Raw genomic sequence first — 26106 nt, forward strand, 5'->3', positions numbered from 1 at the left:
CGTTCGGTCCATGACTGAGTCCTTGACGCGCCCGTTTCAGCTCGCCCAGGTCAACATCGCACGCCTCCGATTCCCGCTGGACTCCCCGGAGTTGAAGGACTTCGTGGACGCCCTCGATCCGGTGAACGCCGTAGCCGACACGGCCGAGGGTTTCGTGTGGCGCCTTCAGTCCGAGAGCGGCAACGCGACCGACGTCCCCGTCCTCGGCGACGACTGGCTGATCATCAACATGTCGACGTGGCGCGACACGAACGCCCTGACCGCGTTCATGTACCAAGGACAGCACCGGGAGTTGCTGGCCCGCCGCCGTGAGTGGTTCGAGCGGATGCGGGAGGCGATGGCGGTCCTGTGGTGGGTCCCGACGGGTCACCGACCCGCCGTGTCGGAGGCCGAGGACCGCCTGCTGCACCTGCGGGCCCACGGCCCGACCCCGTACGCGTTCACGCTGCGGACGTCGTTCCCGGCGCAGGGGGCGGAACCGGTGGCACCGGTCAACATCCCGGAGGAGCTGGGCTGTTCGGTCTAGGCGGCGGCGCGATCGATCAATGGATGGCCTTGCGGGTCTCGGAGCGGACCTGCGAGGTCATCTTCGCCGAGAACGCCAGATCCACGTCCGCGGGGTCCTGGGTGAGGGTCTTCTGCGTGGTCCAGGCGACGGCGGCCGCCGTGTTGCCGTCGGCCCAGGCACACGTCGGGTAGGTGAGCTCCGCGCCGGACCTCCGCTGGGTGATCACCTGGCAGGAGATCGTGACACCCCCTTCGGCGAAGTCCTTCCGCGGCACGGCGACGGTCACCCCGGTGGCCTGGCCGGCGCCCCTCAGCAGGCCCTCACGGGCGTCGTCCGCGTTCTTGAACCGGCCGTACATCCCCGAGAGCGCCAGCGTGCCCTTGGTCGCGTCGCCGTTCAGGGCGTAGGTGCCCACCACTCCCACGGTGTCCTTCGCGTCCCAGGCCCCGTCCGCCTCCTGCTCGATCTTCTGCCCCTCGGTGTCGGAGAGGTCGGCAGCGAGTTCGAACCGGCCGTCTATCAGCGTCTTCGGCAGCGTCAACGTGAAGTCGGCCTCGGGGAAGCCGCTTTCGACCCGCTCACCGATCAGGGCGAGGGCCACGACGATCGCCACACCGACACCGAGCACCCCGCCGACGATGCCGACGACGAGCCCCACCCCGCGCTTCTTCGGCGCCGGAAACACGGGCGGCGGAGCACCCCAGCCGTAGGGCTGGGGAGGGTACGGCGCCGCTCCATAAGGCGGGGCGGGCGGCTGTTGCCCATAGGGCTGTTGCCCGTACGAGGGCTGCCCGTATGACGGCTGCCCGTACGGCTGTTGAGGATATGGGGGCTGCTGCGGCGGCGGTGGCATGGACACTCCAGAACCGTACCCGCGAAGGAACCCCTGTCCGACCAACAAGTCCCGCATGGGGGATTGACGAGCTTGCTGACAAGCAGTCTCATAAGACTTCGGAGGATGTGACCCCGGGTAACACGCCGATGTGCGAGGTGGGAGAACCATGACGACCCTGACCGAAGCCGACGCGGTCGACGGGCTGCGTGACGCGCTCGGCCTGCTCAAGGACCGTGAGCAGGTGGCCGAGCGGCTGCTCGCCTCCTCCGCCAAGCACTCCTTCGACCCCGACAAGGAACTGGACTGGAACGCGCCCTTCGAGGAGGGCAAGTGGTTCTGGCCGCCGGAGCTGGTCTCGCTGTACGACACCCCGCTGTGGAAGCGGATGGGCGAGGAGCAGCGCATCCTGCTCTCGCAGCACGAGGCCGCCGCGCTCGCCTCGCTCGGCATCTGGTTCGAACTGATCCTGATGCAGCTGCTCGTCCGCCACATCTACGACAAGGCGGCGACGAGCGCGCACGTCCGCTACGCGCTCACGGAGATCGAGGACGAGTGCCGGCACTCGAAGATGTTCGCGCGGCTGATCTCCCGCGGCGACACACCCTGGTATCCGGTGAGCCGGGCCCACCAGAACCTGGGGCGGCTGTTCAAGACGATCTCCACCACCCCCGGCTCCTTCACGGCCACGCTGCTCGGCGAGGAGGTCCTCGACTGGATGCAGCGGCTGACGTTCCCGGACGAGCGGGTGCAGCCGCTGGTGCGGGGTGTGACCCGCATCCACGTGGTGGAGGAGGCCCGCCATGTGCGGTACGCCCGCGAGGAGTTGAGGCGCCAGATGGTGACCGCGCCCAGGTGGTCCCAGGAGTTCACCCGGGTGACGTCGGGCGAGTTCGCGCGGATGTTCTCCGTCGCCTTCGTGAACCCCGAGGTGTACACGAATGTGGGCCTCGACAAGCGCGAGGCGGTCGCGCAGGTGCGGACGAGCGGACACCGGCGCGAGGTCATGCAGACGGGCTCGAAGAAGCTGACGGACTTCCTCGACGACATCGGCGTGCTGCGGGGTGTGCGGCGACGTCTGTGGAAGGCGTCGGGCCTCCTCGCATAGGTGGCGGCCGGCCGCTACGGACCCGACCTGGACCCGCACGGCTACGCTGCACTTCATGACCCCGGCCGCGACCCCCGCCTACCGCCGCCTGAACGTGGAGCAGCGGCGGACCCAGCTCCTCGACGCCGCCCTCGGCCTCTTCGCCCACCGCGCCCCCGAGGACGTCTCCCTCGACGACGTGGCGGAGGCGGCCGGTGTCTCCCGGCCCCTGGTGTACCGGTACTTCCCCGGCGGCAAGCAGCAGCTCTACGAAGCCGCCCTGCGCTCCGCCGCCGAGGAACTCCAGCAGTGCTTCGACGAACCCCGCGAAGGCCCGCTCCTCCCCCGGCTCGCCCGCGCCCTCGACCGCTACCTCGGCTTCGTCGACCAGCACGACGCCGGGTTCAGCGCACTGCTCCAGGGCGGGAGCGTCGTGGAGACGTCCCGTACGACGGCCATCGTGGACGGGGTCCGGCGGGCCGCCGCCGTGCACATCCTCAGCCATCTCGGCGTCGCCGAACCCGGACCACGGCTGCGGATGACCGTACGGATGTGGATCACGGCCGTGGAAGCCGCCTCGCTGATCTGGCTCGACGAGGACAAGCAGCCGTCCCTCGACGAACTGCGGGACTGGCTGGTCGAGCAGTTCGTGGCGGTGCTCTCGGTGACGGCCCGGCGCGACCCGCAGACCGCCGCGCTGGTCCAGGGCCTAGCGGTGGATGGCTGACACTGGTGGCGTGAAGAGCGAAGACACCCCGTTCGAGGGCGGCCCCATGGACGGGCGCTCCCTGCCGGTCCTGGTCGGCCCGACCGGGAACCCGCCGAAGACCTACCGCATCCCGGTCCCCGACGCGGCCGGCGGCCGGCCCACGGTGCTCGTGTACCGCCGGGTGCCCAGGGCCCACAGCAAACGCCTCGGTCTGCCCAAGGGCTGGAAGTACGAGTACGACCCGGAAGGCAAGAGTGGCGGCACCCTGCGCTGGCCGTGGTCCAAGCCGGACGCCACGCCGGGCGGCAAGCCGGACGACACCCACGGGTGACCGGGTTGGGCCGAACCGCGCACACTCGGCGCGCGGACCCGGCGACCGCGACTGATGCTCACGGTGCGGGGCGGAGGGCCCGCCGCGCACCGGAGGTGATGACGTGTCAGGAAGGCTTCTGCGTCTGGTCTGTACGGCGGCGATGGCGGCCGGGATCGTCCTCGCACCGCTGCCCGCCGCGGCCGTACCCGATCCGCAGGCGCCCGGACAGCGGCCCGTGGCCGAGCTGCTGACGGATCTTCAGACCCTGTACCGGGACGCCGAGCAGGCCACGGAGACGTACAACGCCACCGAGGAGAAGCTGAAGAAGCAGCGCGCCGAGGTCGACCGGCTCGACTCCGCGCTGGCCCGCGCCCGCCTCACCCTGCACGACAGCCGGGGCGCCGCCGGACGGCTGGCCCGGGAGCAGTACCAGAACAGCACCGCGCTCTCCCCGTACGTACGGCTGCTGCTCGCCCGCGATCCGCAGCACGCGCTCGACGAGGGCCATGTGATCGGGCAGGTGGCGCGGGAGCGGGCCGAGACGGTGGGCCGGCTGGTCGGCAGCGAGAAGAAGAGCGACGGACTCGCGCGCGCCGCCCGCAAGGCGCTGGACGGTCAACTCACCCTGGCCGCACGGCAGAAGAAGGACCGCGACGACGTCCGCAAGCGGCTGGCCGACGTCGAGAAGCTCCTCACCTCCCTCAGCTCCGACCAACTCACCGCGCTGGCCGCCTTCGAGAAGACCGACGTCGACAAGGCCCAGCGGAAACTGGTCACTTCGGGCGCCCTGGGCGACGACGACCGCGAACCCTCGCGCGCGGGCGACCAGGCCCTCCGCTACGCCGTACAGCAGATGGGCAAGCCGTACGAGTGGGGAGCGGAGGGCCCGAAGTCCTACGACTGCTCGGGGCTGACGTCCGAGGCGTGGGGCCACGCGGGGACCCCGATCCCGAGGACGAGCCAGGAGCAGTGGGCCGACCTGCCCAGGGTCCCGCTGAACGAGCTGCGCCCCGGTGACCTGGTCATCTACTTCCCCGAGGCGACCCATGTGGCGATGTACCTGGGTGACGGAAAGATCGTCCAGGCCCCGCGCACCGGCGAGAAGGTCCAGGTGTCGCCGATCGCGTCCTACCCGATCCTCGGGGCGGTGCGCCCGGACCGGTCCGGCTACGCTCCGGCGACCGACCCGAGGTAGGCGGCCGTCTTCTCCGGCTCGTAGAAGAAGTTCTCGAAGTCGGCCGGGTCGTCAAACGCGTTGGCGAACCGGTCCGCGACCGGCTGCAACTGGCCTGCCGCGCCGATGAGGTTGAGGATGTGCTCCGGCGGCGGCGCGAGCATCGCGTTGGTCCACTTGGTGACGTGGCGCGCGGTGTCCCAGTACCGCTCGAACGTGGCCCGCATCCAGTCGCCGTCGAACTCCTTCTCCCCGTGGTCGAGGATCGAGGCGAGATACGAAGCCGCGCACTTGGACGCGGAGTTGGAGCCCTGACCGGTGATCGGGTCGTTCGCGACGACGACGTCCGCGACGCCGAGGACGAGACCGCCGCCGGGCAACTGGCCCACGGGGTTGCGGACGGTGGGCGCGTAGCGTCCGGCCAACGTGCCGCCCGCGTCGGTCAGTTCGACGTTCCGCGCCCGGTCGTACTCCCACGGCGTGAACTTCTCCATGAGGTCCAGGGTCAGGGAGAGGTGTTCCGCCGGGTCCTTGACGCCGTTGAAGACGTCGAGGGGGCCGCCGGGTATGCCCTCCCAGAAGAGGATGTCGGCGCGGCCCGAGGTGGTGAGGGTCGGCATGACGAACAACTCGCCCACGCCGGGCACCAGGTTGCAGCGGACCGCGTCGAACTCCGGGTGCTCCGGGCGCGGGCCCAGACCGTGGACGTAGGAGACGGCGAGCGCGCGCTGCGGCTCGGTGTACGGGGAGCGCTCCGGGTCGCGGGCGAACATGGATACCAGCTCGCCCTTGCCCGCCGAGACGAGGACGAGGTCGTACGTACGGGAGAAGTAGTCGAGGTCGCCGACGGCCGCGCCGTGGATGACCAGTTGGCCGCCGCGCTGGGCGAAGGTCTCCATCCAGCCGGCCATCTTGACCCGCTGGTCGACCGACTGCGCGTATCCGTCGAGCCTGCCCACCCAGTCGATCGCGCGCTGGGTCGGGCCCGGGTCGTGCGAGCCGGGGGCCGCGACCGAGACGCCGAGTCCCTCGATCTTCGGGGCCTGGGACTCCCAGAAGTTCACCTGGAGCTCGCGCTCGTGCCCGAGGGCCGTGTCGAACATGCACTGCGTCGACATGACCCGCCCGGAGCGGATCTCGTCCGCGGTCCGGTTGGACATCAGGGTGACCTCGTAACCGTGCGACTGGAGTCCGAGGGCGAGTTGGAGCCCGGACTGGCCGGCTCCGACGACGAGTATCTTCCGCATACGGGTGGTGGCTCCTTGGTCGCGACTGCTCGGGGACTACTCGGGGGTGACGTCCAGCGCGTGGCCGACGAGCGCGAGCAGGGTCTCGATGGCCGAAATCCGCCGTCGCGCATCCATGATCATGACAGGTACGTGCGCGGGGATCGTCAGTGCCTCCCGCACGTCCTCCGGGTCGAACCGCTCGCTGCCGACGAAGTGGTTGACCGCGACGATGTACGGCAGCCCGCAGCTCTCGAAGTAGTCCAGCGCGGGAAAGCAGTCCTTGAGGCGGCGGGTGTCGGCCAGCACCACGGCGCCGATCGCGCCACGCACCAGGTCGTCCCACATGAACCAGAACCGCTGCTGGCCCGGCGTGCCGAACAGGTAGAGCACCAGGTCGTCGTCGAGGGTCAGCCGCCCGTAGTCCATGGCGACGGTGGTGGTCATCTTGCCCGGGGTGGCCGTGAGGTCGTCGGTCTCCTCGCTGGCCTCGGTCATCAGCGCCTCCGTCTGGAGGGGCTCGATCTCGGAGACGGCACCGACCAGGGTGGTCTTGCCTGCGCCGAAGCCGCCGGCCACCACGATCTTCGTGGCGACGGGCGCGCGGGTGCGGTCCGTCTGCCAGGGCCGCAGTTGCTCCTCGTCGTCGAGGAGCGGGGAGACGCCGTAGGCGGCGGCGTCAGAGACGACGGAGTCCACTCAGCACCTTTTCCAGCAGAGCGCGGTCAGGACGGCCCGTACCGTGGGCGGTTCCGGTTCCGTACACACGGATCTTTCCCTGGTCCGCGAGATCGCTCAGGAGCACGCGGACCACACCGAGCGGCATCTTCAGCAGCGCGGCGATCTCGGCCACCGTGCGCATCCGGCGGCAGAGTTCGACGATGGCCCGCATCTCCGGCATGACCCGGGTCTCCAGCGAACCGTTCGTCAACTCCCGGCGTTCCTCCGGGGCTTCGAGCGCCGCCACGAAGGTCTCCACGAGGAGCACATGGCCGAAACGGGTACGGCCGCCGGTGAGCGAGTAGGGGCGGACACGGGCGGGTTTGCGGTCGCCGCCGCGCACCGGAAGTTTGTTGGGCGTACGGCTCATCGGGCGCTCCCGGCGGACGCGTCTTCGAGGGATTTCCGTAGCTCGCTGCGGAGTTCGGGCGTCAGCACATGGCCGGCCCGGCCCACGAAGAGCGCCATGTGGTACGCCACGACGCTCATGTCGCAGTCCGCGGAACCATGCACACCGAGCAGCGAACCGTCGCTGATCGACATCACGAAGAGGCTGCCCTCCTCCATCGCGACCATCGTGTGCTTCACCGGGCCGGAGTCCATCAGCTTGGCGGCGCCGATGGTGAGGCTGCCGATGCCGGAGACGATGGTGGCGAGGTCGGCGGAGGAGCCGCGCGGGGTGGAGCGCGTGGTTTCGAGCGCCTCCCTGGCTTCCGTGTTCCTCCCCGGATCGGAGGAGAGGAGCAGCAGGCCGTCGGAGGAGACGACCGCGACCGACTGGATGCCGGGCACCTCCTCGACGAGGTTGCTCAGCAGCCAGTGCAGGTTGCGGGCTTCACTGCTCAGTCCGAAGGTACTGGGCGCGGTCAACTGCTTGCCTCCTCGACGGTGCCCCCCGTGAGTTCCTCGGATCGTGCGGTCTCGCTGCGCGGTGCCGGGACCGGGTTCTGACCGGTCCGTTCGGCGATCTCCGCTTCTACGTCCCGGTAGCCGGCGGAGGCGCCCGCGCGGAAGCCGCCCAGTCTGCGGCGCAGCGCGTCGGCGTCCACGGTGCCGGTCCGCTGGCGCGGGGCCTGGGCGGGCTGGGTGATCTTGGGGGTGCGCTTGGGGAGGCCCTTGGCCGTCACCGGTTCCTCGTCGGCCCGGGTGTGCTCGGCCTCGGCCTCGGCTTCACCTGCGGCGGGCTTCGGGTCCTCCGCCGCCAGAGGCAGCAGGAGTTCCATCGTCGTCTCCGCCGGGGTCTCGGGGGTCTCCCGGATGTCCGTTGCCTCCGGGGCCTCCGGGGTGTCCCGCACCGCCTGCTCCGCGAGGGCGACCAGCGGGTCCGCGTGCTCCGAACGGCCGTAGAGGACATTGGAGTTGACCTCCGCGTCCGCGCCCGGCAGGGAGTAGGAGTGCGTGTCGCCGCTCACCGGGGCGGACGAGGGGACCGCCGAGGTGGGGGCCGTGGCCAGCAGCGGGCCCGGGAGGACCACGACGGCCGCGATGCCGCCCTGTTTCTGGTCGCGGAGCTGGACGCGGACGCCGAGGCGGTGGGCCAGCCGGGCCACCACGTACAGGCCGAGGCCGAGGCCCTCCTCGCCCTCCTGGTCGTAGGGGGAGTCCGGGTCGAACTCGGCGAGGCGGGTGTTGAGGCTGTCCATGCGGCTGACGGTCATGCCGATGCCCTCGTCCTGGACGGAGAGCATGACCTCGCCGTTCTCCAGGAGCCAGCCGGAGATCTCCACGGGGGTGTCCGGCGGGGAGAACGACGTGGCGTTCTCCATGAGTTCGGCCAGCAGATGGCTCAGGTCGTCGGCGGCGAAGCCGGCCACATGGGCGTGCGGCGGGAGCGCCGAGATGCGGACGCGTTCGTAGCGCTCGATCTCGCTGACGGCCGCGCGGACGACGTCGACGAGCGGGACCGGGCCCGCGTGCTGCTGGACGTGTTCGGTGCCGGCGAGGACCAGGAGGTTCTCGCTGTGCCGGCGCATGACCGTGGCGAAGTGGTCGAGCTTGAAGAGGGTGGAGAGCCGCTCGGGGTCCTGCTCGCGCTCCTCCAGGCCCTCGATGACGGCGAGTTGGCGTTCCACCAGGCCGAGGGTGCGCAGCGCGAGGTTGACGAAGGTGCCGCCGATGCTGGTGCGCAGGCGCTCCAACTGGGTCGCGGAGTCGGCGACTTCGGCGCGGAGTTCCTCGCGGGCGTCGGCCATCTTCTGGCGCTGGCCGACCAGGTGCTTGCGGTCGGCCTCCAGAGTGGCGATGCGTTCGTGGAGGGCTGCCGCGTGCGCGTGCAGGGTGTTGACCGAGCGGACGACCTGGGCGAACTCGTCGTTGCGGCCGGTGAACTTGATGGCTTCCTCGGCCGCCGGGTCCTCGGCGCCGGCCAGCCGTGCCGAGCCCCGGCGCAGCACCGACAGCGGGCGGGTCAGGGTGCGGGCCATGGCGGTGGCGATGCCGACGGCGAGCAGCATGAGGGCGCCGAGGATCGCGATGCGCAGCTCCAGCGCGCTGACGTCGTCGTCGCGGAGCTGGGCGAGGTCCTTGGCGCGCTGCACATAGAGCGCGGACTCCTCGCCGCGCATCAGGTCGACCCGGGCGGAGAGCGCCGCGTCGACCTTCTTGGTGCTGGTGTCCAACTCGCTGTCGGACAGCGTGGGTTGGTCGGTGAGGGAGGCGAGGTACTTCTGGGCGGAGTTGACCTCGGGTCCGGTGACCGTGGAGTCGTAGCCCTCGACTGCCGCCTTTGTCGCGGTCTCGCGGAAGTCGGCGAGCGCCGCGTCGGAGCGCAGCCGGGCCTGCTGGGCGGCGGCGCTCAGCGCGTCGCGCTGCTTGGTCTGGGCGTCCGTGGAGGTGGTCTCGGTGACCGGGAGACCGGTGGTCTGGCTGATGACCGTCTCGGTGGTCGTCGGCACGTTCAGGGCGGCGAGGAGCAGTCCGCGGGCGGCCGCGGCCTGCTGGACGGCCGCGTCGAGTTCGGCGAGCGCGTAGGCGCCGGAGCCCGCGCGTGGCGGCGTCTTCTCCGCCAACTGCTCGGCGAGCCGGCGCAGTTCGGTGATGGCGCCGGAGTACGCGACGTGCGTCTCAAGGGCGCTGCTCTTGCCGGTGAGCGCGGCCCGTCGTACGGCGGCGACGTCGTCGAGGTCCGAGCGCAGCGCGGCGGGCGTGTCGGTGTCGGCGCGGAGTTCGTCGACCTGCCGGTCGACGCGGGCGCTGCGGTCCTCGTCGGGCGCCTGGGACTTGGGGCGGCCGGCGGCGATGTACGAGGTGACCTCGTCCCGCTCGTCGGCGAGCGAGTGGGCCAGCGACAGGGCGTCCTGCGTCTGTCCGGCGAGCGTCACCAGGTCCTGGGAGTCGCTCAGTTGCCCGGAGGCCGTGATCAGCGAGGGGACGCCGGCCGCGGCGATGGCGGCGGCCACGACGGCCACGGCGACGATGAGCCGGTTGCGTACGTGGGTGCTTCGCCCCTGGCCCGCGGGGTCGGGCGTGGCGGCACCGGTGGCGCTCCCCTGGGGGGCCGTCTGCTTGCCTGGGCGCCGAGGCCGCTTTTTCTGCACCGGTGCTCGCATTCCTGACTCGTGGTACCCATGGGGCCGGGTGACGCTCCGTCATCCCGGTACGGCGACCCTCCCAGTGCCGGTGGGCAGTGGTCGCGCATCGTCCGGCCCGCCACCCGAAGGAGTGAACCCCGGACGGGAGTTGGCGGGCAAGTTCCCGCGGCCCGCCTTACCGGCCGGTAGGCCGCGCCGGTTGGACGTGAGCGACATGCTTTGGCAGGATTCGCCGCCACGCATTCCCGGAGTGATCCATTCCACCCCAAACCAGTCGTCTGACCTGCACGACTGCACCGATTCAGCCAAGAGTTCCAAGCTTTTGCAGGCCTGGTGAAGAGGTCGTGCAGACTGGCCGAATGCGTACGGAACTTGCGTCGGAACCCGGTGACCCGGCCCGCCCCAACGAGGACTTCGCGAGCGTCGGCCTTCCGGCCTCGGGACAGGGCGGTTCGCTGATCGTCCTGGACGGTGTGACCCCGCCCCGAGGGGAGACGGGCTGTCTGCATTCGGTCCCCTGGTTCACCGCGCGACTGGGCGGCGCACTGACCGAACTGACCGTTTCCGCCCGGGATCTGACCCTGGCGGAGATTCTCTCCCGGGCGATCCTCCGAACATCCGAGGCCCACTCCACCACCTGTGACCTTTCTCACCCACGCACCCCTCAGGCAACGGTGGTGCTGGCCCGCTGGTCCGCGCGGGAGATCGAATACCTGGTCCTCTCGGACTCGGCCCTGCTCCTGGAATCCCCCGCCGGCGAGGTGACCGCCGTACTCGACGACCGCCTTTCCCGCCTGCCGCGGGCCGCCCTGGCGACGGACGCCCTCGTCGACACCACGGTGCGTAACAAGGAGGGCGGCTTCTTCACGGCCGCCGCGGATCCCTCGGTGGCGGCGCGGGCGGTGACGGGTTCCCTCCCGCGCGACGACGTCCGCGCCCTCGCCGCCCTGACGGACGGGGCGACGCGTTGGGTGGAGAAGTTCCACGAGGGCGACTGGACGGACTGCTTCACCCTCGTCCGCAAGCAGGGGCCGTCCGAGCTGGTGACCCGCGTCCGCGCGCTGGAGCGGGCCGACGAGGAGACCCGGACATATCTGCGGCGGAGCAAGACGCACGACGACGCGACGGTCGTGTACGTCGAGTGGTGAACCCCTACGGCCGTGCCGCCCTCACTTCTCCATGACGCCGTTCAACTGGTGCAGCAGCCGGGCCAGTTCGGCGACCTCTCGGCGGTCCCAGTGGGCGAGCTGGGTGACATAGCGGGCCCGGCGGGCCTCGCGGACGTGGGTGACGCGGCGGCGGCCCTCGTCGGTGAGGTCGACCAGCCAGGCGCGGCCGTCCGCCGGGTCGGGCTCGCGGGCGATCAGGCCCAGTTCCTCCAGGGCGCGCAGTTGGCGGGACATGGTGGCCTTGCCGACGCCGATGTAGGCGGCCAGCTCGGTGGCCCGCTGCCGGCCGTACTCCTCCAGCCGGACCAGCAGGCCGTACGCGGCGGACTCCAGATCGGGGTGGACCTCGCGGGCCATCTCCCCCTGGTTGGCCCGGGCCCGGCGGAAGAGGAACGTCAACTCGCGTTCCAGGGACAGGTATTCCTGGTCCGCGGCGAGCCCGCCGTCGCCTCTGTCCTCGTCCTTGTGCACATCAGCACCCATGGCCAGCTTTCCCGATCGTGAAAGTTTCCGCAGAACACCGTCATCGCCGCAGCTCCGCCAGTATTTCGCAGGGCTAGACCAACGGCGTCCCCCGGACCCCCTTCCCACCCGGTGTTCCCGGTGCGTAGCTTCTTGCCCCAGGCGAATGCCGGCATGCCCACGCCACCCCCGCACGATCTTCCCCCCTCTCGGAGGCACGCCATGCCCGTGCACAGACCCGGCACGCCACGACTTCGGCACCTCACCGTCTGCGCGGTCCTGCTCGCCGCGCTCAGCCTGCTCCCCGCCCTCCCCGCCACCGCGGCCACGGTTCCCGCCCGCGGCTCCGCCTACATGGGCATCGGCGTCCTGGCGCACGACGGCCAGGGCGGCTCCCCCGTCGGCCTCGCCGCCGTGACGGAGGGCGTCGACGTCAGCGGCTACCAGGGCAACGTCGCCTGGTCGACCCTGTGGAGCAGCGGCGTCAGGTGGGCCTACACCAAGGCGACCGAGGGGACGTACTACACGAACCCCTACTTCACCCAGCAGTACAACGGCTCCTACTCCGTCGGCATGATCCGCGGCGCCTACCACTTCGCGACCCCGGACACGACGAGCGGCGCCACCCAGGCCAACTACTTCGTCGCCCACGGCGGCGGCTGGTCCAAGGACGGCAGGACCCTCCCCGGTGTCCTCGACATCGAGTGGAACCCGTACGGCGCGTCCTGCTACGGCAAGTCGGCGGCGGCGATGGTCAGTTGGATCGCCGACTTCCTCGCCACGTACAAGTCCCGGACCGGCCGCGACGCCGTGATCTACACCGCGACGAGCTGGTGGACCGCCTGCACCGGCAACTACGGCGGCTTCGCCTCGGCGAGCCCGCTGTGGATCGCGCGGTACGCCGCGGACCCGGGGACGCTGCCGGCCGGGTGGTCGTACTACACGATGTGGCAGTACACGTCGTCCGGGCCGACGGTCGGGGACCACGACGTGTTCAACGGGGCGCTGGACCGCGTGGTCGCCCTCGCCAACGGCTGACACGGGCGTACGGCGAAGGCCCGGGCCCCCTCGCGAGAGGGAACCCGGGCCTTCACCTACCGGTGAGCGTCCGTCACGCCGCCACCGGAACCTCCGTCGCCGCACCGTTCGTCGCCGGTGCCAGCGCCAGCTCCAGGACCTGGCGGACGTCCGTCACCGCGTGGACGTCGAGCTTGTCCAGGACCTCGGCCGGGACGTCGTCCAGATCGGGCTCGTTGCGCTTCGGGATGATCACCGTGGTGACCCCGGCCTGGTGCGCGGCGAGCAGCTTCTGCTTCACGCCGCCGATCGGCAGGACCCGACCGGTCAGCGAGACCTCACCGGTCATCGCCACGTCCGTACGGACCAGTCGGCCGCTGAGCAGCGACGCCAGGGCCGTCGTCATCGTGACGCCCGCGCTCGGGCCGTCCTTGGGCACCGAGCCCGCCGGGAAGTGGATGTGCACGCCCCGGTCCTTCAAGTCACCGACCGGCAGCTCCAGTTCGGCGCCGTGCGAGCGCAGGAACGACAGGGCGATCTGCGCACTCTCCTTCATCACGTCACCGAGCTGACCGGTCAGGGTCAGACCCGCCGCGCCCGTCTCCGGGTCGGCCAAGGACGCCTCGACGTAGAGGACGTCACCTCCCGCGCCGGTGACCGCGAGGCCGGTGGCGACTCCGGGGACCGCTGTACGGCGCTCCGCCGGGTCCTGGGCGGACTCGGGCACGTGGTGCGGCCGGCCGATCAGGGCGCGCAGGTCGGCGTCCGTGACGGTGAACGGCAGCTCCCGCTCGCCCAGTTCGTGCTGCGCGGCGATCTTGCGGAGCAGCCGGGCGATCGACCGCTCCAGGGTGCGGACGCCCGCCTCGCGGGTGTACTCACCGGCGAGCTTGCGCAGCGCGCTCTCGTCGATGACGACCTCGTCGTCCTTGAGCCCCGCCCGCTCCAGTTGACGCGGGAGCAGGTGGTCACGGGCGATGACGACCTTCTCGTCCTCGGTGTAGCCGTCCAGCCGGACCAGTTCCATCCGGTCGAGCAGCGCCTCCGGGATGGCCTCCAGGACGTTCGCCGTCGCGAGGAACACGACGTCGGACAGGTCGAGTTCGACCTCCAGGTAGTGGTCACGGAAGGTGTGGTTCTGCGCGGGGTCGAGGACTTCGAGCAGGGCGGCCGCCGGGTCGCCCCGGTAGTCGGACCCCACCTTGTCGATCTCGTCCAGCAGGACCACCGGGTTCATGGACCCGGCCTCCTTGATGGCACGGACGACCCGGCCGGGCAGCGCACCGACGTACGTACGCCGGTGACCGCGGATCTCCGCCTCGTCCCGGACGCCGCCGAGCGCGACCCGGACGAACTTCCGTCCCATCGCGTGGGCGACCGACTCACCGAGCGAGGTCTTGCCGACGCCGGGCGGCCCGACGAGGGCCAGTACGGCACCGCCGCGCCGGCCACCCACGACACCCAGGCCCCGCTCCGCGCGGCGCTTGCGCACGGCCAGGTACTCGGTGATGCGCTCCTTCACGTCCTCCAGGCCGGCGTGCTCGGCGTCCAGGATCGCCTTGGCGCCCTGGATGTCGTACTCGTCCTGGGTCCTCTCGTTCCACGGGAGTTCGAGAACGGTGTCCAGCCAGGTCCGGATCCACGAGCCCTCGGGCGACTGGTCGGAGGACCGCTCCAGCTTCTCGACCTCCTTGAGCGCGGCCTCGCGGACCTTCTCGGGAAGATCGGCGGCCTCGACGCGGGCCCGGTAGTCGTCGGACTCCTCGCCCTCGGTCGCGTCGCCGTTCAGCTCGCGCAGCTCCTTGCGGACGGCTTCGAGCTGACGCCGCAGCAGAAACTCCCGCTGCTGCTTGTCGACACCTTCCTGCACGTCCTTGGCGATGGTCTCGGCGACATCCTGCTCGGCGAGGTGGTCGCGCAGATGCTGGGTGGCGAGCTTGAGGCGGGCCACCGGGTCGGCGGACTCCAGCAGCTCGATCTTCTGCTCGGTGGTCAGGAAGGGCGAGTAACCGGAATTGTCGGCCAGCGTCGACACGTCATCAATGGCCTGCACGCGGTCGACGACCTGCCAGGCCCCCCGCTTGCGCAGCCACGCGGTGGCCAGCGCCTTGTACTCCTTCACCAGCTCGGTCACCGAGCCGGGCAACGGTTCGGGCAGGCTCTCGTCGAGCGCGGTGCCCTCCACCCACAGGGCGGCACCCGGGCCGGTGGTCCCGGCGCCGATCTGCACGCGGCTACGGCCGCGGATCAGCGCACCCGGGTCCCCGTCGGCCAGTCGGCCGACCTGCTCGACGGTGCCGAGCACACCTGTGCTCGCGTACGTCCCGTCGATGCGCGGCACCAGCAGGACCTTGGGCTTTCCGGGCTCGGACCGCGCGGCGGCCTGGGCGGCCTCCACTGCGGCGCGTACATCAGTGTCGTTCAGGTCCAGCGGAACCACCATTCCGGGCAGCACGACCTCGTCGTCGAGCGGCAGCACGGGCAGGGTGAGCGGTGTGGACGTCGAAGCCATGATCTCCCCTTAGGCAGTCAAGTTGAGCTATGCCGACTCAATGCTTGCGCGGCCTCGATTGTTCCCCAGGGGGTGTTCGCCGTGAGCGATCAGGGGGCGATGGCTGTCTCATCGCAGGTGAACGCTGAATGGGGGTAGGAACTTCCCGGGGTGTGGAGTGTTGTGGGCCGCCGGCGGCGCCCCGGACGGAAACCCGTCCCACTGCCCGTACGGGCGCAGCTCGGTGCGGATGGAGAGGTGCCCTTCGGCAAGGAGCCGGCCTGCCGCCGCTCCTGCCTCGGCCCCGGCGATTGTGTCTCCGCACGCGCGCGCTCCACAGCGCTGCCTTCGGCGGCGTGCGGCGCCTCGACCTGCCCGGACTCGGGGCGACGTTCGGACCGCGGGCGATGGCATGAGCGACGCAGGCGGTGCCCGGTGACCGCTGGGCAAGGATCGTTGGCGTAACGCATCCGTTCTGTGCGGCTGCCAGGAGTCCCCGGCCGCACAGAACAGGGCGTCCTGCCGCTGCCGCCGATAATCGGTTGCCCCGGCGCCCCCGTTCCGTACCGTCTCCCCGTGACGGAAACAGACCCGCAGACCCTCGCCCTCCTCTCCGCCTACGACGACCAACTGCGCGCCAACCCGCCCATTCCGCCCGTCGGAGTGACGTACGAGAAGGACGGGCCGCTGCTGCGGGCGGTCGGGAATTTCCGGGGCTTTGTGAGCGGGCCGCAGGATCTCGGGGTGCAGGGGCCGGAGCTCGACGAACTGATCGTCCGGCAGCGGGACTTCTTCGCGGCGCGTGGGGAGAGCGTGGAGTGGAAGACCCGGTCCCATGACGTACCGGCCGAAATTCCGGAGCGGCTGCGTGCGGCGGGCTTCGTAGCCGAGGAGCGGGAGACGGTGCTCGTCGGGCGGCCCGAGGAGATGGCCGCGGCGCAGCCCGTGCTGCCGGACGGTGTCACGATCCGCCAGGTCGGCTCCGAGGCGGATCTGCGGCGGCTCGGGACCCTGCAGTCGGCCGTCTGGGACATGGACCTCAACTGGCTGGTGGCCGACCTGCTCGGCCGGATCGCCGCCGCTCCGGACCAGATGGCCGTCTACGTCGTCGAGGCCGGGGACGAGATGGTCTCCGTGGCCTGGCTGGCCTTCCGCCCTGGCACGGAGTTCGCCAGCCTGCTCGGCGGCTCCACCCTCCCCGCGTGGCGTGGCAAGGGCATCTACCGCGCCCTGGTCGCCACCCGGGCCGCCCTCGCCGCCGCCCGCGGAGTGCGCTATCTGCACGTGGACGCGTCCGACGACAGCGCGCCCATCCTGCGACGGCTGGGATTCCGGGCGGTCACGACGACCACGCCCTACGTGTGGTCACCGGAGCAGGAGATCGTGCGGCTGAAGTAGGCGAAGGCACCCGCCACATCCCCGCAACGGCGATCACAGGCAACTGCCGCAAAACACCAGCCGATTCACAGCGTGCGGGCGCGCGCATACGGGGACATGAGGGATCAAGTGAACGGCGAGCGATCGCGGCGTGGGCCGCGCAGGCGGACGGTCGTGGCCGGGGCCGCCGTGATGGCGACGGCGGCGGCAAGAACGGCCTGGCGACGGACCGCGACGGCAAGGTGCTCTTCCTGAGTACTACGACCTGCGCGCGATCCCTACCAGCTCACCAACACGCTGCACACCGCAACCGCCCAAGAGGAGCGGCGACTTGGCGTTCCGGCGCCGGCGAAGGGGCTGAACGCGGCCGGACGGGCGGGGAGTCAGGCCGCGGTGACCCGCGCGGCCCGCTGCCAACGCCGTATCAGCGGCCAGGTCGCCATGCCCAGCGTCAGGGCGATCAGATGCCCCCAGTTCGTCATGGGGTCGGTGAACTCGATCAGGCCCTCGACCAGCGTCCAGCCGAACAGCGCGACCAGCGGCAGCCCCAGCCACGGCCGCAGCAGGCCGGCCAGCGCTCCTATGCTCGCGGCGACGCCGAAGCTGATGCCGTAGTCGAGGCGGTGCAGCGAGCTGTCGGGCAGCTGCCCGGCCAACACCGCGATCCCCACGGTCCCTTCGGTGGCGAGCGTGGCCACGACGTGCCCGAAGAGGAACACCCCGGCGGCCCGTGCCCCGCCGATCCGCCGCTCCAGCGCGGTCAGCACGAGCAGGAAGAGGATCGCGTACGGCGACAGCATCCCGCCGACGATCCACAGCGCGCTGGCGACCAGCACCAGCAGCGGGTCGCGCACGAGGTGGGCGACATCGGTGCTGGAGGCCTGGTGGAGTTGGCTCACGAGCGCGGGAGAGGCGTACTGCGCGACGAGCGAGGTGACGACGAGCAACGCCGCGTAACCGAAGGTGAACGGCGTCCCGGTGGGCGTCGGCAGCAGTTGGCGCAGGGCGGGCAGGAGCCGTGGCTCGCGGGGAAGGGCGGGGGTGGACGCCGAGACGGACACCGCCGCCGGAGCCGCGGCCGACAGGCCCAACTCCCCGACCGTTTCCGCGACTTCCCGCTGCCGGGGCAGCGCGTCGAGCAGAGCGGAGTCCACCACCGGATCCGGTCCGGGCTCCGTCGCGATCCGTTCCACGCCGAGGCGCTCCTTCCGTATCACCCCACCCTTCGTCGTCCCACCTGTCGCTGTCTATGACCGACGCCACGCGAGAGCCGATTCACAGCAACCTGAAAGCTTCCACACGCGTCCGCCCCCGCCGTGCGCCCGGACCTGGCCCCCCAGGGTTAATTCGGCTGCCCGCTCCGGTGAAACTGTCAGGATGGGTTCCATGACCACCGCGTACGGCACTCCCGTCGTCCTGGACCGCCGCGAAGGCCCCTACGGCGAGGTGGTGCTGCGCCGGCACGGCGAGTTGCTGCAGATCATCGCCAACGGCTGTTTCCTGATGGACACCTCGGACGGGCGCTCGGAGCGCCTGCTGGTCGACGTCGCCTGCGACGCGCTCGACGGGCGCCCCGAACCGGACGTACTGATCGGCGGGTTGGGCGTGGGGTTCTCCCTGGCGCACGCCGCCGCCGATCCACGCTGGGGCCGGATCACGGTCGTGGAGCGCGAGCCCGCGATCGTCGAATGGCACCGCTCGGGACCGCTGTCCGCGCTCTCCGCGTCCGCCCTGGCCGACCCCCGGACCGAGATTCTGAAAACGGACCTGGTCGCATTCGTCAATGAGACATGCGCCACTTTCGACGCGCTCTGCCTCGACATCGACAACGGCCCCGACTGGACCGTCACAGAAGGCAACGACAACCTCTACTCACCGGCCGGACTGGCAAGCTGCGCAAGGGTGTTGAGACCCGGCGGGGTACTGGCCGTATGGTCCGCGCAGCCCTCTCCGGAATTTGAGCGAACCTTATGGAATGCCGGGTTCAAACAGGTGCGTACCGAAGAGATCCCCGTTGCCCGAGGAGTTCCCGACGTCGTGCACCTCGCCGTCCGACCTGGATAGCAAAGGCGCCGTGACTGCCCGTACCCTGCTTCCCTGACGCCGATCATTCAAGCGTCAAGCGCAGTCATGGGATCACCCCACTGGTTCCGGAAAGCACACTTCAGGGGCGGGCGATGGAGCAGACACACACCTCCCACAACGGCACGGCCACGGCCACGCCGGGCGCACAGCGCCGGGTGCTCGTGGTCGAGGACGATGCGACGATCGTCGACGCCATCGCGGCCCGTTTGCGCGCCGAGGGATTCCTCGTGCAGACCGCGGGCGACGGGCCCTCGGCCGTCGACACCGCCGAGGCCTGGCAGCCCGATCTGCTGATCCTCGACATCATGCTGCCCGGCTTCGACGGGCTGGAGGTCTGCCGCCGTGTGCAGGCCGCCCGCCCGGTGCCGGTGCTGATGCTCACCGCGCGCGACGACGAGACCGACATGCTGGTCGGGCTCGGGGTCGGCGCCGACGACTACATGACCAAGCCGTTCTCCATGCGGGAGCTGGCGGCCCGGGTGCACGTCCTGCTGCGCCGCGTGGAGCGTGCCGTGGTGGCCGCGTCCACCCCGCGCTCGGGCATCCTGCGCCTCGGTGAGCTGGAGATCGACCACGCGCAGCGCCGGGTACGGGTGCGCAGCGAGGACGTGCATCTCACGCCCACCGAGTTCGACCTGCTGGTGTGCCTGGCGAACACCCCGCGTGCCGTGCTCTCGCGCGAGCAGTTGCTCGCCGAGGTGTGGGACTGGGCGGACGCCTCCGGCACCCGCACCGTGGACAGCCACATCAAGGCGCTGCGCCGGAAGATCGGCGCCGAGCGGATCCGCACGGTGCACGGCGTCGGCTACGCCCTGGAGACACCGACGCCATGAGCGACGGGCCGACGTCACGGAGGAGTCCCGGGGAGCCCTGGGGCGGCGTACGCCCGTTCTCGATCAAGACCAAGCTGGGCGCGCTGGTGGTCATCGCGGTGCTCATCACCACCGGGCTGATGATGATCGCCATGCGCACCGCGACGGAGCTGCGCTTCATCACGGTCTTCTCGATGATCGCCACACTGCTGATAACGCAGTTCGTGGCCCATTCGCTCACCGCGCCGCTGGACGAGATGAACGCGGTGGCCCGGTCCATCTCGCACGGCGACTACACCCGCCGGGTGCGCGAGAACCGCCGCGACGAACTGGGCGACCTGGCCGAGACGATCAACGTCATGGCCGACGAGCTGGAGGCCCAGGAGCGCCAGCGCAAGGAACTCGTCGCGAACGTCTCGCACGAGCTGCGCACCCCCATCGCCGGCCTGCGCGCCGTCCTGGAGAACGTCGTCGACGGCGTCTCGGCCGCCGATCCGGAGACCATGCGTACGGCGCTGAAGCAGACCGAGCGTCTCGGGCGCCTGGTCGAGACGCTGCTGGACCTCTCCCGCCTGGACAACGGCGTCGTACCGCTGAAGACGCGCCGCTTCGAGGTGTGGCCGTATCTCTCGGGCGTGCTCAAGGAGGCCAACATGGTGACCTCCTTGCGCGCGGGCATCGCGTCGGGCTCGGGCAGTCACACGCGGACGGACGTCCATCTGCACCTGGACGTGTCCCCGCCGGAGCTGACCGCGCTCGCGGACCCGGAGCGCATCCACCAGGTCGTCGCCAACCTGATCGACAACGCGGTCAAGCACAGCCCCGCGCACGGGCGCGTGACGGTCAAGGCGCGGCGCGGCTCGCTGCCGGAGTCGCTGGAGCTGGAGGTCCTGGACGAGGGGCCCGGCATCCCGAAGGCGGAGTGGGCGCACATCTTCGAGCGGTTCAACCGGGGAGCGGTGAGCTCCCCCCACGGACCCGGCAGCGACGGCGGTACGGGCCTCGGCCTCGCGATCGCCCGCTGGGCGGTGGATCTGCACGGCGGCCGGATCGGCGTGGCCGAATCCGACCGCGGCTGCAGGATTATCGTCACTCTTCCGGGACTGTCATCCGTGCCAAGTTGACGTAAAGTTCGAACCGGAGCCCCAAGATCCACGACGGTCCGCGCTGACGGACACGTGTGATCAGGCACAGGCCCGCGCCGTTCGTGCGCCCTCCCTGCCTCCGTGCGCCCCTTGTGCACTGGAACCACGCTTGTTTCCCGCCATTTCGGCCCGCGAAACCCACTTTCCGGTGTGACTTACGCGACGATGCACCGGCCCGACCTGACCTTGGCGGTCAGGGGGGCGTAGCCTTAATTCCCGCTGTCCATCACCTTGTGAAGCGGAAGAGGGCGGTTGCCGCCGTGTCGTCACAGTCCCCCAGTAACTCGACCATCTCGAACGAGTCCGACCAAGCCGCGGGTAAGAATCCCGCGGCGGCGTTCGGTCCCAACGAGTGGCTCGTCGACGAGATCTATCAGCAGTACCTCCAGGATCCGAACTCGGTCGACCGAGCCTGGTGGGACTTCTTCGCCGACTACAAGCCGGGCGCGGCAGCCGCCGCCCCGACCTCGGCGGGTACTGCGGCCGCGGGGGCCGCAGCGACCTCCACACCGGCCCCGGCCGCCCCCGCGGCGCCCGCTGCTCCGGCGGTCCCCACGCCGGCGCCCGCAGCCGCCGCTCCGGCCCCGGCACCCGCGCCCGCCCAGGCACCGGCTCCCGTCGCCGCCCCGGCGCCCGCGAAGGCCGCCGCTCCGGCACCGGCCGCGAAGCCGAAGCAGGCCGAGCCCGCGACCGAGGCCCCCGGTGGCCCCGAGTTCGTCACGCTGCGCGGCCCCGCCGCCGCGGTCGCGAAGAACATGAACGCCTCGATCGAGGTGCCCACGGCCACGTCCGTGCGCGCGGTCCCGGTCAAGCTGCTCTTCGACAACCGCATCGTCATCAACAACCACCTGAAGCGCGCCCGGGGCGGGAAGATCTCCTTCACCCACCTCATCGGCTACGCGATGGTGCAGGCCATCAAGGCCATGCCGTCGATGAACTACTCCTTCCAGGAGAAGGACGGCAAGCCGACCCTGGTCAAGCCGGAGCACGTCAACTTCGGTCTCGCCATCGACCTGGTGAAGCCCAACGGCGACCGCCAGCTTGTCGTCGCCGGCATCAAGAAGGCCGAGACGCTGAACTTCTTCGAGTTCTGGCAGGCCTACGAGGACATCGTCCGCCGCGCCCGCGAGGGCAAGCTCACGATGGACGACTTCACCGGCGTGACGGTCTCCCTGACGAACCCGGGCGGTCTCGGCACGGTCCACTCCGTCCCCCGCCTGATGCCCGGCCAGTCGGTCATCATGGGCGTCGGCTCCATGGACTACCCGGCGGAGTTCCAGGGCACCTCTCAGGACACCCTGAACAAGCTCGGCATCTCGAAGGTCATGACGCTCACGTCGACCTACGACCACCGGGTCATCCAGGGCGCCGCCTCCGGCGAGTTCCTGCGGATCGTCGCGAACCTCCTGCTCGGTGAGAACGGCTTCTTCGACGAGATCTTCGAGGCGCTGCGCATCCCGTACGAGCCGGTCCGCTGGCTCAAGGACATCGACGCCAGCCACGACGACGACGTCACCAAGGCCGCCCGCGTCTTCGAGCTGATCCACTCCTACCGGGTCCGCGGCCACGTCATGGCCGACACCGATCCGCTGGAGTACCGCCAGCGCAAGCACCCCGACCTGGACATCACCGAGCACGGCCTCACCTTGTGGGACCTGGAGCGGGAGTTCGCGGTCGGCGGCTTCGCCGGCAAGTCGCTGATGAAGCTGCGCGACATCCTGGGAGTGCTGCGCGACTCTTACTGCCGCACCACCGGCATCGAGTTCATGCACATCCAGGACCCCAAGCAGCGCAAGTGGATCCAGGACCGCATCGAGCGCTCGCACTCCAAGCCGGAGCGCGAGGAGCAGTTGCGCATCCTGCGCCGGCTGAACGCGGCGGAGGCCTTCGAGACCTTCCTGCAGACGAAGTACGTCGGCCAGAAGCGCTTCTCCCTGGAGGGCGGCGAGTCCGTCATCCCGCTGCTCGACGCGGTCATCGACAGCGCGGCGGAGTCCCGCCTGGACGAGGTCGTCATCGGCATGGCCCACCGAGGCCGCCTGAACGTGCTCGCCAACATCGTCGGCAAGTCGTACGCCCAGATCTTCCGCGAGTTCGAGGGCAACCTCGACCCGAAGTCGATGCACGGCTCCGGCGACGTGAAGTACCACCTGGGCGCCCAGGGCACCTTCACCGGCCTGGACGGCGAGCAGATCAAGGTCACGCTGGCGGCGAACCCGTCCCACCTGGAGACGGTCGACCCGATCATCGAGGGCATCGTCCGCGCCCGCCAGGACATCATCAACAAGGGCGGCACGGACTTCACCGTCCTGCCGGTCGCCCTGCACGGTGACGCGGCCTTCGCGGGCCAGGGCGTGGTGGCCGAGACGCTCAACATGTCGCAGCTGCGCGGCTACCGCACCGGCGGCACGGTCCACATCGTCATCAACAACCAGGTCGGCTTCACGGCGGCTCCCGAGTCGTCGCGTTCGTCGATGTACGCCACCGACGTGGCGCGCATGATCGAGGCCCCGATCTTCCACGTGAACGGCGACGACCCCGAGGCCGTCGTCCGCGTCGCTCGCCTGGCCTTCGAGTTCCGCCAGGCGTTCAACAAGGACGTCGTCATCGACCTCATCTGCTACCGCCGCCGCGGTCACAACGAGTCGGACAACCCGGCCTTCACCCAGCCCCTGATGTACGACCTGATCGACAAGAAGCGCTCGGTGCGCAAGCTCTACACCGAGTCCCTCATCGGTCGCGGCGACATCACCCTGGAAGAGGCCGAACAGGCTCTCCAGGACTACCAGGGCCAGCTGGAGAAGGTCTTCACGGAGGTCCGCGAGGCCACCGCGCAGCCCGGCGCCGCCCCGCTGTCGGACCCGCAGGCCGAGTTCCCGGTCGCGGTCTCCACCGCGATCTCCTCGGAGGTCGTCAAGCGGATCGCCGAGTCCCAGGTCAACATCCCCGACCACTTCCACGTCCACCCGCGGCTGCTGCCCCAGCTCCAGCGCCGGGCGACGATGGTCGAGGACGGCACGATCGACTGGGGCATGGGCGAGACCCTCGCCATCGGCTCCCTGCTCCTTGAGGGCACCCCGGTGCGCCTCTCCGGCCAGGACTCCCGCCGAGGCACCTTCGGCCAGCGTCACGCGGTCCTCATCGACCGCCAGACGGGCGAGGACTACACCCCGCTCCAGTACCTCTCCGAGGACCAGGCCCGCTACAACGTCTACGACTCGCTGCTCTCCGAGTACGCGGTCATGGGCTTCGAGTACGGCTACTCGCTGGCCCGCCCGGACGCGCTGGTGATGTGGGAGGCGCAGTTCGGCGACTTCGTCAACGGCGCGCAGTCCGTGGTCGACGAGTACATCTCGGCGGCGGAGCAGAAGTGGGGCCAGACGTCCGGCGTCACCCTGCTCCTCCCCCACGGCTACGAGGGCCAGGGCCCGGACCACTCCTCGGCCCGCGTCGAGCGCTTCCTCCAGCTCTGCGCCCAGAACAACATGACGGTCGCGATGCCGACGCTCCCGTCGAACTACTTCCACCTCCTGCGGTGGCAGGTGCACAACCCGCACCACAAGCCGCTGGTGGTCTTCACCCCGAAGTCGATGCTGCGCCTGAAGGCCGCCGCGTCGAAGACGGAGGAGTTCACGTCGGGTCAGTTCCGCCCGGTCATCGGCGACGAGACGGTGACGGACCCCGCGTCCGTCCGCAAGGTCGTCTTCGTCACGGGCAAGCTCTACTACGACCTGGAGGCCGAGCGCACCAAGCGCGGCACCACGGACGTGGCGATCATCCGCGTCGAGCGCCTGTACCCGCTGCCGGGTGCGGAGCTCCAGGCGGAGGTCAACAAGTACCCGAACGTCGAGAAGTACCTGTGGGCCCAGGAGGAGCCGGCCAACCAGGGCGCCTGGCCGTTCATCGCCCTCAACCTGATCGACCACCTGGACCTCGCGGTCGGCGCGGACGTCCCGCACGGCGAGCGGCTGCGGCGGATCTCGCGTCCGCACAGCTCGTCCCCGGCCGTCGGTTCCGCCAAGCGGCACCAGGCCGAGCAGGAGCAGTTGGTGCGTGAGGTGTTCGAGGCGTAACCGCCCCGCACCCTCGCCGACGGCCGGGCCGCACCCCCACTCCGGGGGTGCGGCCCGGCCGTTTGCGCGCACTTATCCTTGACCTCATGTACTTCACGGACCGTGGCATCGAGGAACTGGAGAAGCGGCGCGGCGAGGAAGAGGTCACCTTCGAGTGGCTCGCCGAGCAGCTCCGGACGTTCGTCGATCTGAACCCCGACTTCGAGGTCCCGGTGGAACGCCTGGCGACCTGGCTGGCCCGGCTGGACGACGAAGACGACGAAGACGACGACGAGTAGTCCGTTCTCGCTTCGTCTCCTTCCTCTGCGACTTCACGGCACCCCGGGCGCGGCCCGGGGTGCCGTTGCCGTGCGCGGGACCACCTGATCGGGTGTCTTGACTTTCGGGATCCACGATATATCGTGTTTCACGGAAGACGCGATATGGCGCGTCGTGTCCCGTCCGTCTGGTCGAGGAGGTCCGCATCATGTCCGAGTGGTCCGTCGCAGAGCCCAGGAAGCTCACGTTCGACGAGCCCGTGAGAGATCTCCACGTGCGCATCGTCAACGGAACGGTGAACGTCGTGGGGACCGACGAGAGTTCCGCCCGTCTCGAAGTCTCCGAGATCGACGGGCCGCCCCTGGTGGTGACCCAGCAGCGCGGCACGCTGACGGTGGCGTACGAGGACCTGCCCTGGAAGGGCTTCCTCAAGTGGTTCGACCGGAAGGGCTGGCGGCGCAGCGCGGTGGTCTCCCTGGCCGTTCCCACGAGCACCCGGGTCGAGGTCGGGGTGGTCGGCGCCGCCGCCGTCGTCTCCGGGATCAGCGGACACTCGCTGGTGCGTGGCGTCACGGGCGACACAACCCTGGTCAGCCTCTCCGGACCGGTCCGCGCCGAGACGGTCTCGGGAAACCTGGAGGCCCAGGCGGTCACCGGCGACCTCCGGTTCCACTCCGTCTCCGGCGACCTCACCGTCGTCGAGGGCTCGGGGCCCTCCGTGCGCGCCGAGTCGGTGAGCGGCTCCATGATCGTGGACCTCGACCCGGACGGCCCGACCGACGTCCGACTGAGCAATGTCTCGGGCGAGATCGCCATCCGCTTGCCGCACCCGGCGGACGCGGACGTCGAGGCGAACACGGCGAGCGGTTCGATCTCCAACGCCTTCGACGGACTGCGGGTGCACGGCCAGTGGGGCGCCCACAAGATCACCGGTCGCCTGGGCGCGGGCACCGGGAAGCTGCGGGCCACCACCGTCTCCGGCTCGATCGCCCTGCTGCGCCGCCCGGCGGCTGAGGACGAGGACGAGGACGGGCCGTGGGAGGCGGACACCCCTGGGGACGGGGTTCGGGGCGAGTCGGGGGACAATTCCGTTTCGACCGACAAGAAGGTGCTCTGAC

Annotated in this window: 23 protein-coding genes; 14 read left to right on the plus strand and 9 right to left on the minus strand. The window is 70.3% G+C overall.

The window, feature by feature from the left end; genetic code table 11:
* Nucleotides 1-10: 10 nt before the first annotated feature.
* The gene (locus ABZT04_RS20420) at nt 11-526 is read left to right on the plus strand and encodes a DUF3291 domain-containing protein (RefSeq protein ID WP_356058105.1); all 516 of its coding nucleotides are present in this window, start codon (nt 11-13) and stop codon (nt 524-526) included.
* A gap of 16 nt (nt 527-542) precedes the next feature.
* On the opposite strand, the gene ABZT04_RS20425 is transcribed toward ABZT04_RS20420, so the two are convergent.
* Entirely contained in the window at nt 543-1193 is a 651-nt protein-coding gene (locus ABZT04_RS20425; RefSeq protein WP_356058107.1) for a hypothetical protein, read from the minus strand.
* 316 nt (nt 1194-1509) lie between these two features.
* Between ABZT04_RS20425 and ABZT04_RS20430 the strand changes: the two genes are divergently transcribed.
* The 4 genes from ABZT04_RS20430 to ABZT04_RS20445 all read left to right on the plus strand — a co-directional run bounded on the left by ABZT04_RS20430 (nt 1510) and on the right by ABZT04_RS20445 (nt 4644).
* Complete coding sequence (locus tag ABZT04_RS20430; protein ID WP_356058109.1) at nt 1510-2448, plus strand: diiron oxygenase; 939 nt, start codon at nt 1510-1512, stop codon at nt 2446-2448.
* 55 nt (nt 2449-2503) lie between these two features.
* Nucleotides 2504-3154, plus strand: a complete 651-nt coding sequence (locus ABZT04_RS20435) for a helix-turn-helix domain-containing protein (RefSeq protein WP_356058110.1) — start codon at nt 2504-2506, stop codon at nt 3152-3154.
* Nucleotides 3147-3467 carry a hypothetical protein gene (locus tag ABZT04_RS20440; RefSeq protein ID WP_356058112.1) on the plus strand — a complete coding sequence of 107 codons (321 nt, stop codon included), beginning with the start codon at nt 3147-3149 and terminating at the stop codon, nt 3465-3467. The genes ABZT04_RS20435 and ABZT04_RS20440 overlap by 8 nt, the downstream gene beginning before the upstream one ends.
* Before the next feature lie 142 nt (nt 3468-3609).
* A complete protein-coding gene (locus ABZT04_RS20445; protein ID WP_356058301.1) occupies nt 3610-4644 on the plus strand; it encodes a C40 family peptidase in 1035 nt (344 codons plus the stop codon).
* On the opposite strand, the gene ABZT04_RS20450 is transcribed toward ABZT04_RS20445, so the two are convergent.
* Genes ABZT04_RS20450 through ABZT04_RS20470 form a run of 5 tightly spaced genes read right to left on the minus strand, consistent with a single transcriptional unit; the run spans nt 4617 to nt 10105 of the window.
* Nucleotides 4617-5870 carry a styrene monooxygenase/indole monooxygenase family protein gene (locus ABZT04_RS20450; RefSeq protein ID WP_356058113.1) on the minus strand — a complete coding sequence of 418 codons (1254 nt, stop codon included), beginning with the start codon at nt 5868-5870 and terminating at the stop codon, nt 4617-4619. The two genes, ABZT04_RS20445 and ABZT04_RS20450, sit on opposite strands and share 28 nt — an antisense overlap.
* Nucleotides 5871-5906: 36 nt before the next feature.
* Nucleotides 5907-6548, minus strand: a complete 642-nt coding sequence (locus ABZT04_RS20455) for an ATP/GTP-binding protein (RefSeq protein ID WP_356058115.1) — start codon at nt 6546-6548, stop codon at nt 5907-5909.
* A complete protein-coding gene (locus ABZT04_RS20460) occupies nt 6529-6939 on the minus strand; it encodes a DUF742 domain-containing protein (protein WP_356058116.1) in 411 nt (136 codons plus the stop codon). The genes ABZT04_RS20455 and ABZT04_RS20460 overlap by 20 nt, the downstream gene beginning before the upstream one ends.
* On the minus strand, nt 6936-7439 hold the full coding sequence (locus tag ABZT04_RS20465) for a roadblock/LC7 domain-containing protein (RefSeq protein WP_356058117.1): 504 nt from the start codon (nt 7437-7439) through the stop codon (nt 6936-6938). The genes ABZT04_RS20460 and ABZT04_RS20465 overlap by 4 nt, the downstream gene beginning before the upstream one ends.
* A complete protein-coding gene (locus ABZT04_RS20470; protein WP_356058119.1) occupies nt 7436-10105 on the minus strand; it encodes a nitrate- and nitrite sensing domain-containing protein in 2670 nt (889 codons plus the stop codon). Before ABZT04_RS20470 ends, ABZT04_RS20465 begins: the two co-directional genes overlap by 4 nt.
* A gap of 353 nt (nt 10106-10458) precedes the next feature.
* Here ABZT04_RS20470 and ABZT04_RS20475 point away from each other — a divergent pair, with 353 nt between their 5' ends.
* Entirely contained in the window at nt 10459-11247 is a 789-nt protein-coding gene (locus tag ABZT04_RS20475) for a protein phosphatase 2C domain-containing protein (RefSeq protein WP_356058120.1), read from the plus strand.
* A 21-nt stretch (nt 11248-11268) separates the two neighbouring features.
* On the opposite strand, the gene ABZT04_RS20480 is transcribed toward ABZT04_RS20475, so the two are convergent.
* Complete coding sequence (locus ABZT04_RS20480) at nt 11269-11751, minus strand: MarR family transcriptional regulator (protein WP_356058121.1); 483 nt, start codon at nt 11749-11751, stop codon at nt 11269-11271.
* Nucleotides 11752-11952: 201 nt separating this feature from the next.
* Here ABZT04_RS20480 and ABZT04_RS20485 point away from each other — a divergent pair, with 201 nt between their 5' ends.
* Nucleotides 11953-12768 carry a lysozyme gene (locus ABZT04_RS20485; protein ID WP_356058122.1) on the plus strand — a complete coding sequence of 272 codons (816 nt, stop codon included), beginning with the start codon at nt 11953-11955 and terminating at the stop codon, nt 12766-12768.
* 73 nt (nt 12769-12841) lie between these two features.
* Here ABZT04_RS20485 and lon read toward each other — a convergent pair whose 3' ends face one another.
* Nucleotides 12842-15259 (minus strand): endopeptidase La, encoded by a 2418-nt coding sequence (gene lon / locus ABZT04_RS20490; RefSeq protein ID WP_356058124.1) that lies wholly within the window; start codon nt 15257-15259, stop codon nt 12842-12844.
* 555 nt (nt 15260-15814) lie between these two features.
* Here lon and ABZT04_RS20495 point away from each other — a divergent pair.
* On the plus strand, nt 15815-16636 hold the full coding sequence (locus ABZT04_RS20495; protein WP_356058126.1) for a GNAT family N-acetyltransferase: 822 nt from the start codon (nt 15815-15817) through the stop codon (nt 16634-16636).
* Nucleotides 16637-16998: 362 nt separating this feature from the next.
* Here ABZT04_RS20495 and ABZT04_RS20500 read toward each other — a convergent pair whose 3' ends face one another.
* A complete protein-coding gene (locus ABZT04_RS20500; protein WP_356058127.1) occupies nt 16999-17808 on the minus strand; it encodes a rhomboid-like protein in 810 nt (269 codons plus the stop codon).
* A 193-nt stretch (nt 17809-18001) separates the two neighbouring features.
* Here ABZT04_RS20500 and ABZT04_RS20505 point away from each other — a divergent pair, with 193 nt between their 5' ends.
* The 6 genes from ABZT04_RS20505 (at nt 18002) to ABZT04_RS20530 (ending at nt 26105) form a co-directional block, all read left to right on the plus strand.
* Entirely contained in the window at nt 18002-18679 is a 678-nt protein-coding gene (locus ABZT04_RS20505; protein ID WP_356058129.1) for a spermidine synthase, read from the plus strand.
* A 113-nt stretch (nt 18680-18792) separates the two neighbouring features.
* Nucleotides 18793-19533, plus strand: a complete 741-nt coding sequence (locus tag ABZT04_RS20510; protein WP_019075191.1) for a response regulator transcription factor — start codon at nt 18793-18795, stop codon at nt 19531-19533.
* The gene (locus ABZT04_RS20515) at nt 19530-20636 is read left to right on the plus strand and encodes an ATP-binding protein (RefSeq protein ID WP_356058130.1); all 1107 of its coding nucleotides are present in this window, start codon (nt 19530-19532) and stop codon (nt 20634-20636) included. Before ABZT04_RS20510 ends, ABZT04_RS20515 begins: the two co-directional genes overlap by 4 nt.
* 281 nt (nt 20637-20917) lie before the next feature.
* Nucleotides 20918-24730 (plus strand): multifunctional oxoglutarate decarboxylase/oxoglutarate dehydrogenase thiamine pyrophosphate-binding subunit/dihydrolipoyllysine-residue succinyltransferase subunit, encoded by a 3813-nt coding sequence (locus ABZT04_RS20520; RefSeq protein ID WP_356058132.1) that lies wholly within the window; start codon nt 20918-20920, stop codon nt 24728-24730.
* 86 nt (nt 24731-24816) lie between these two features.
* Complete coding sequence (locus tag ABZT04_RS20525; RefSeq protein WP_168530193.1) at nt 24817-25008, plus strand: DUF6104 family protein; 192 nt, start codon at nt 24817-24819, stop codon at nt 25006-25008.
* Between the two features lie 188 nt (nt 25009-25196).
* Nucleotides 25197-26105, plus strand: coding sequence for a hypothetical protein (locus ABZT04_RS20530; protein ID WP_356058133.1), 909 nt, complete (start codon nt 25197-25199; stop codon nt 26103-26105).
* Nucleotide 26106: the final 1 nt, after the last annotated feature.

The organism is Streptomyces sp. NPDC005492 (assembly GCF_040605995.1).
In the GTDB taxonomy this organism is placed as follows: domain Bacteria; phylum Actinomycetota; class Actinomycetes; order Streptomycetales; family Streptomycetaceae; genus Streptomyces.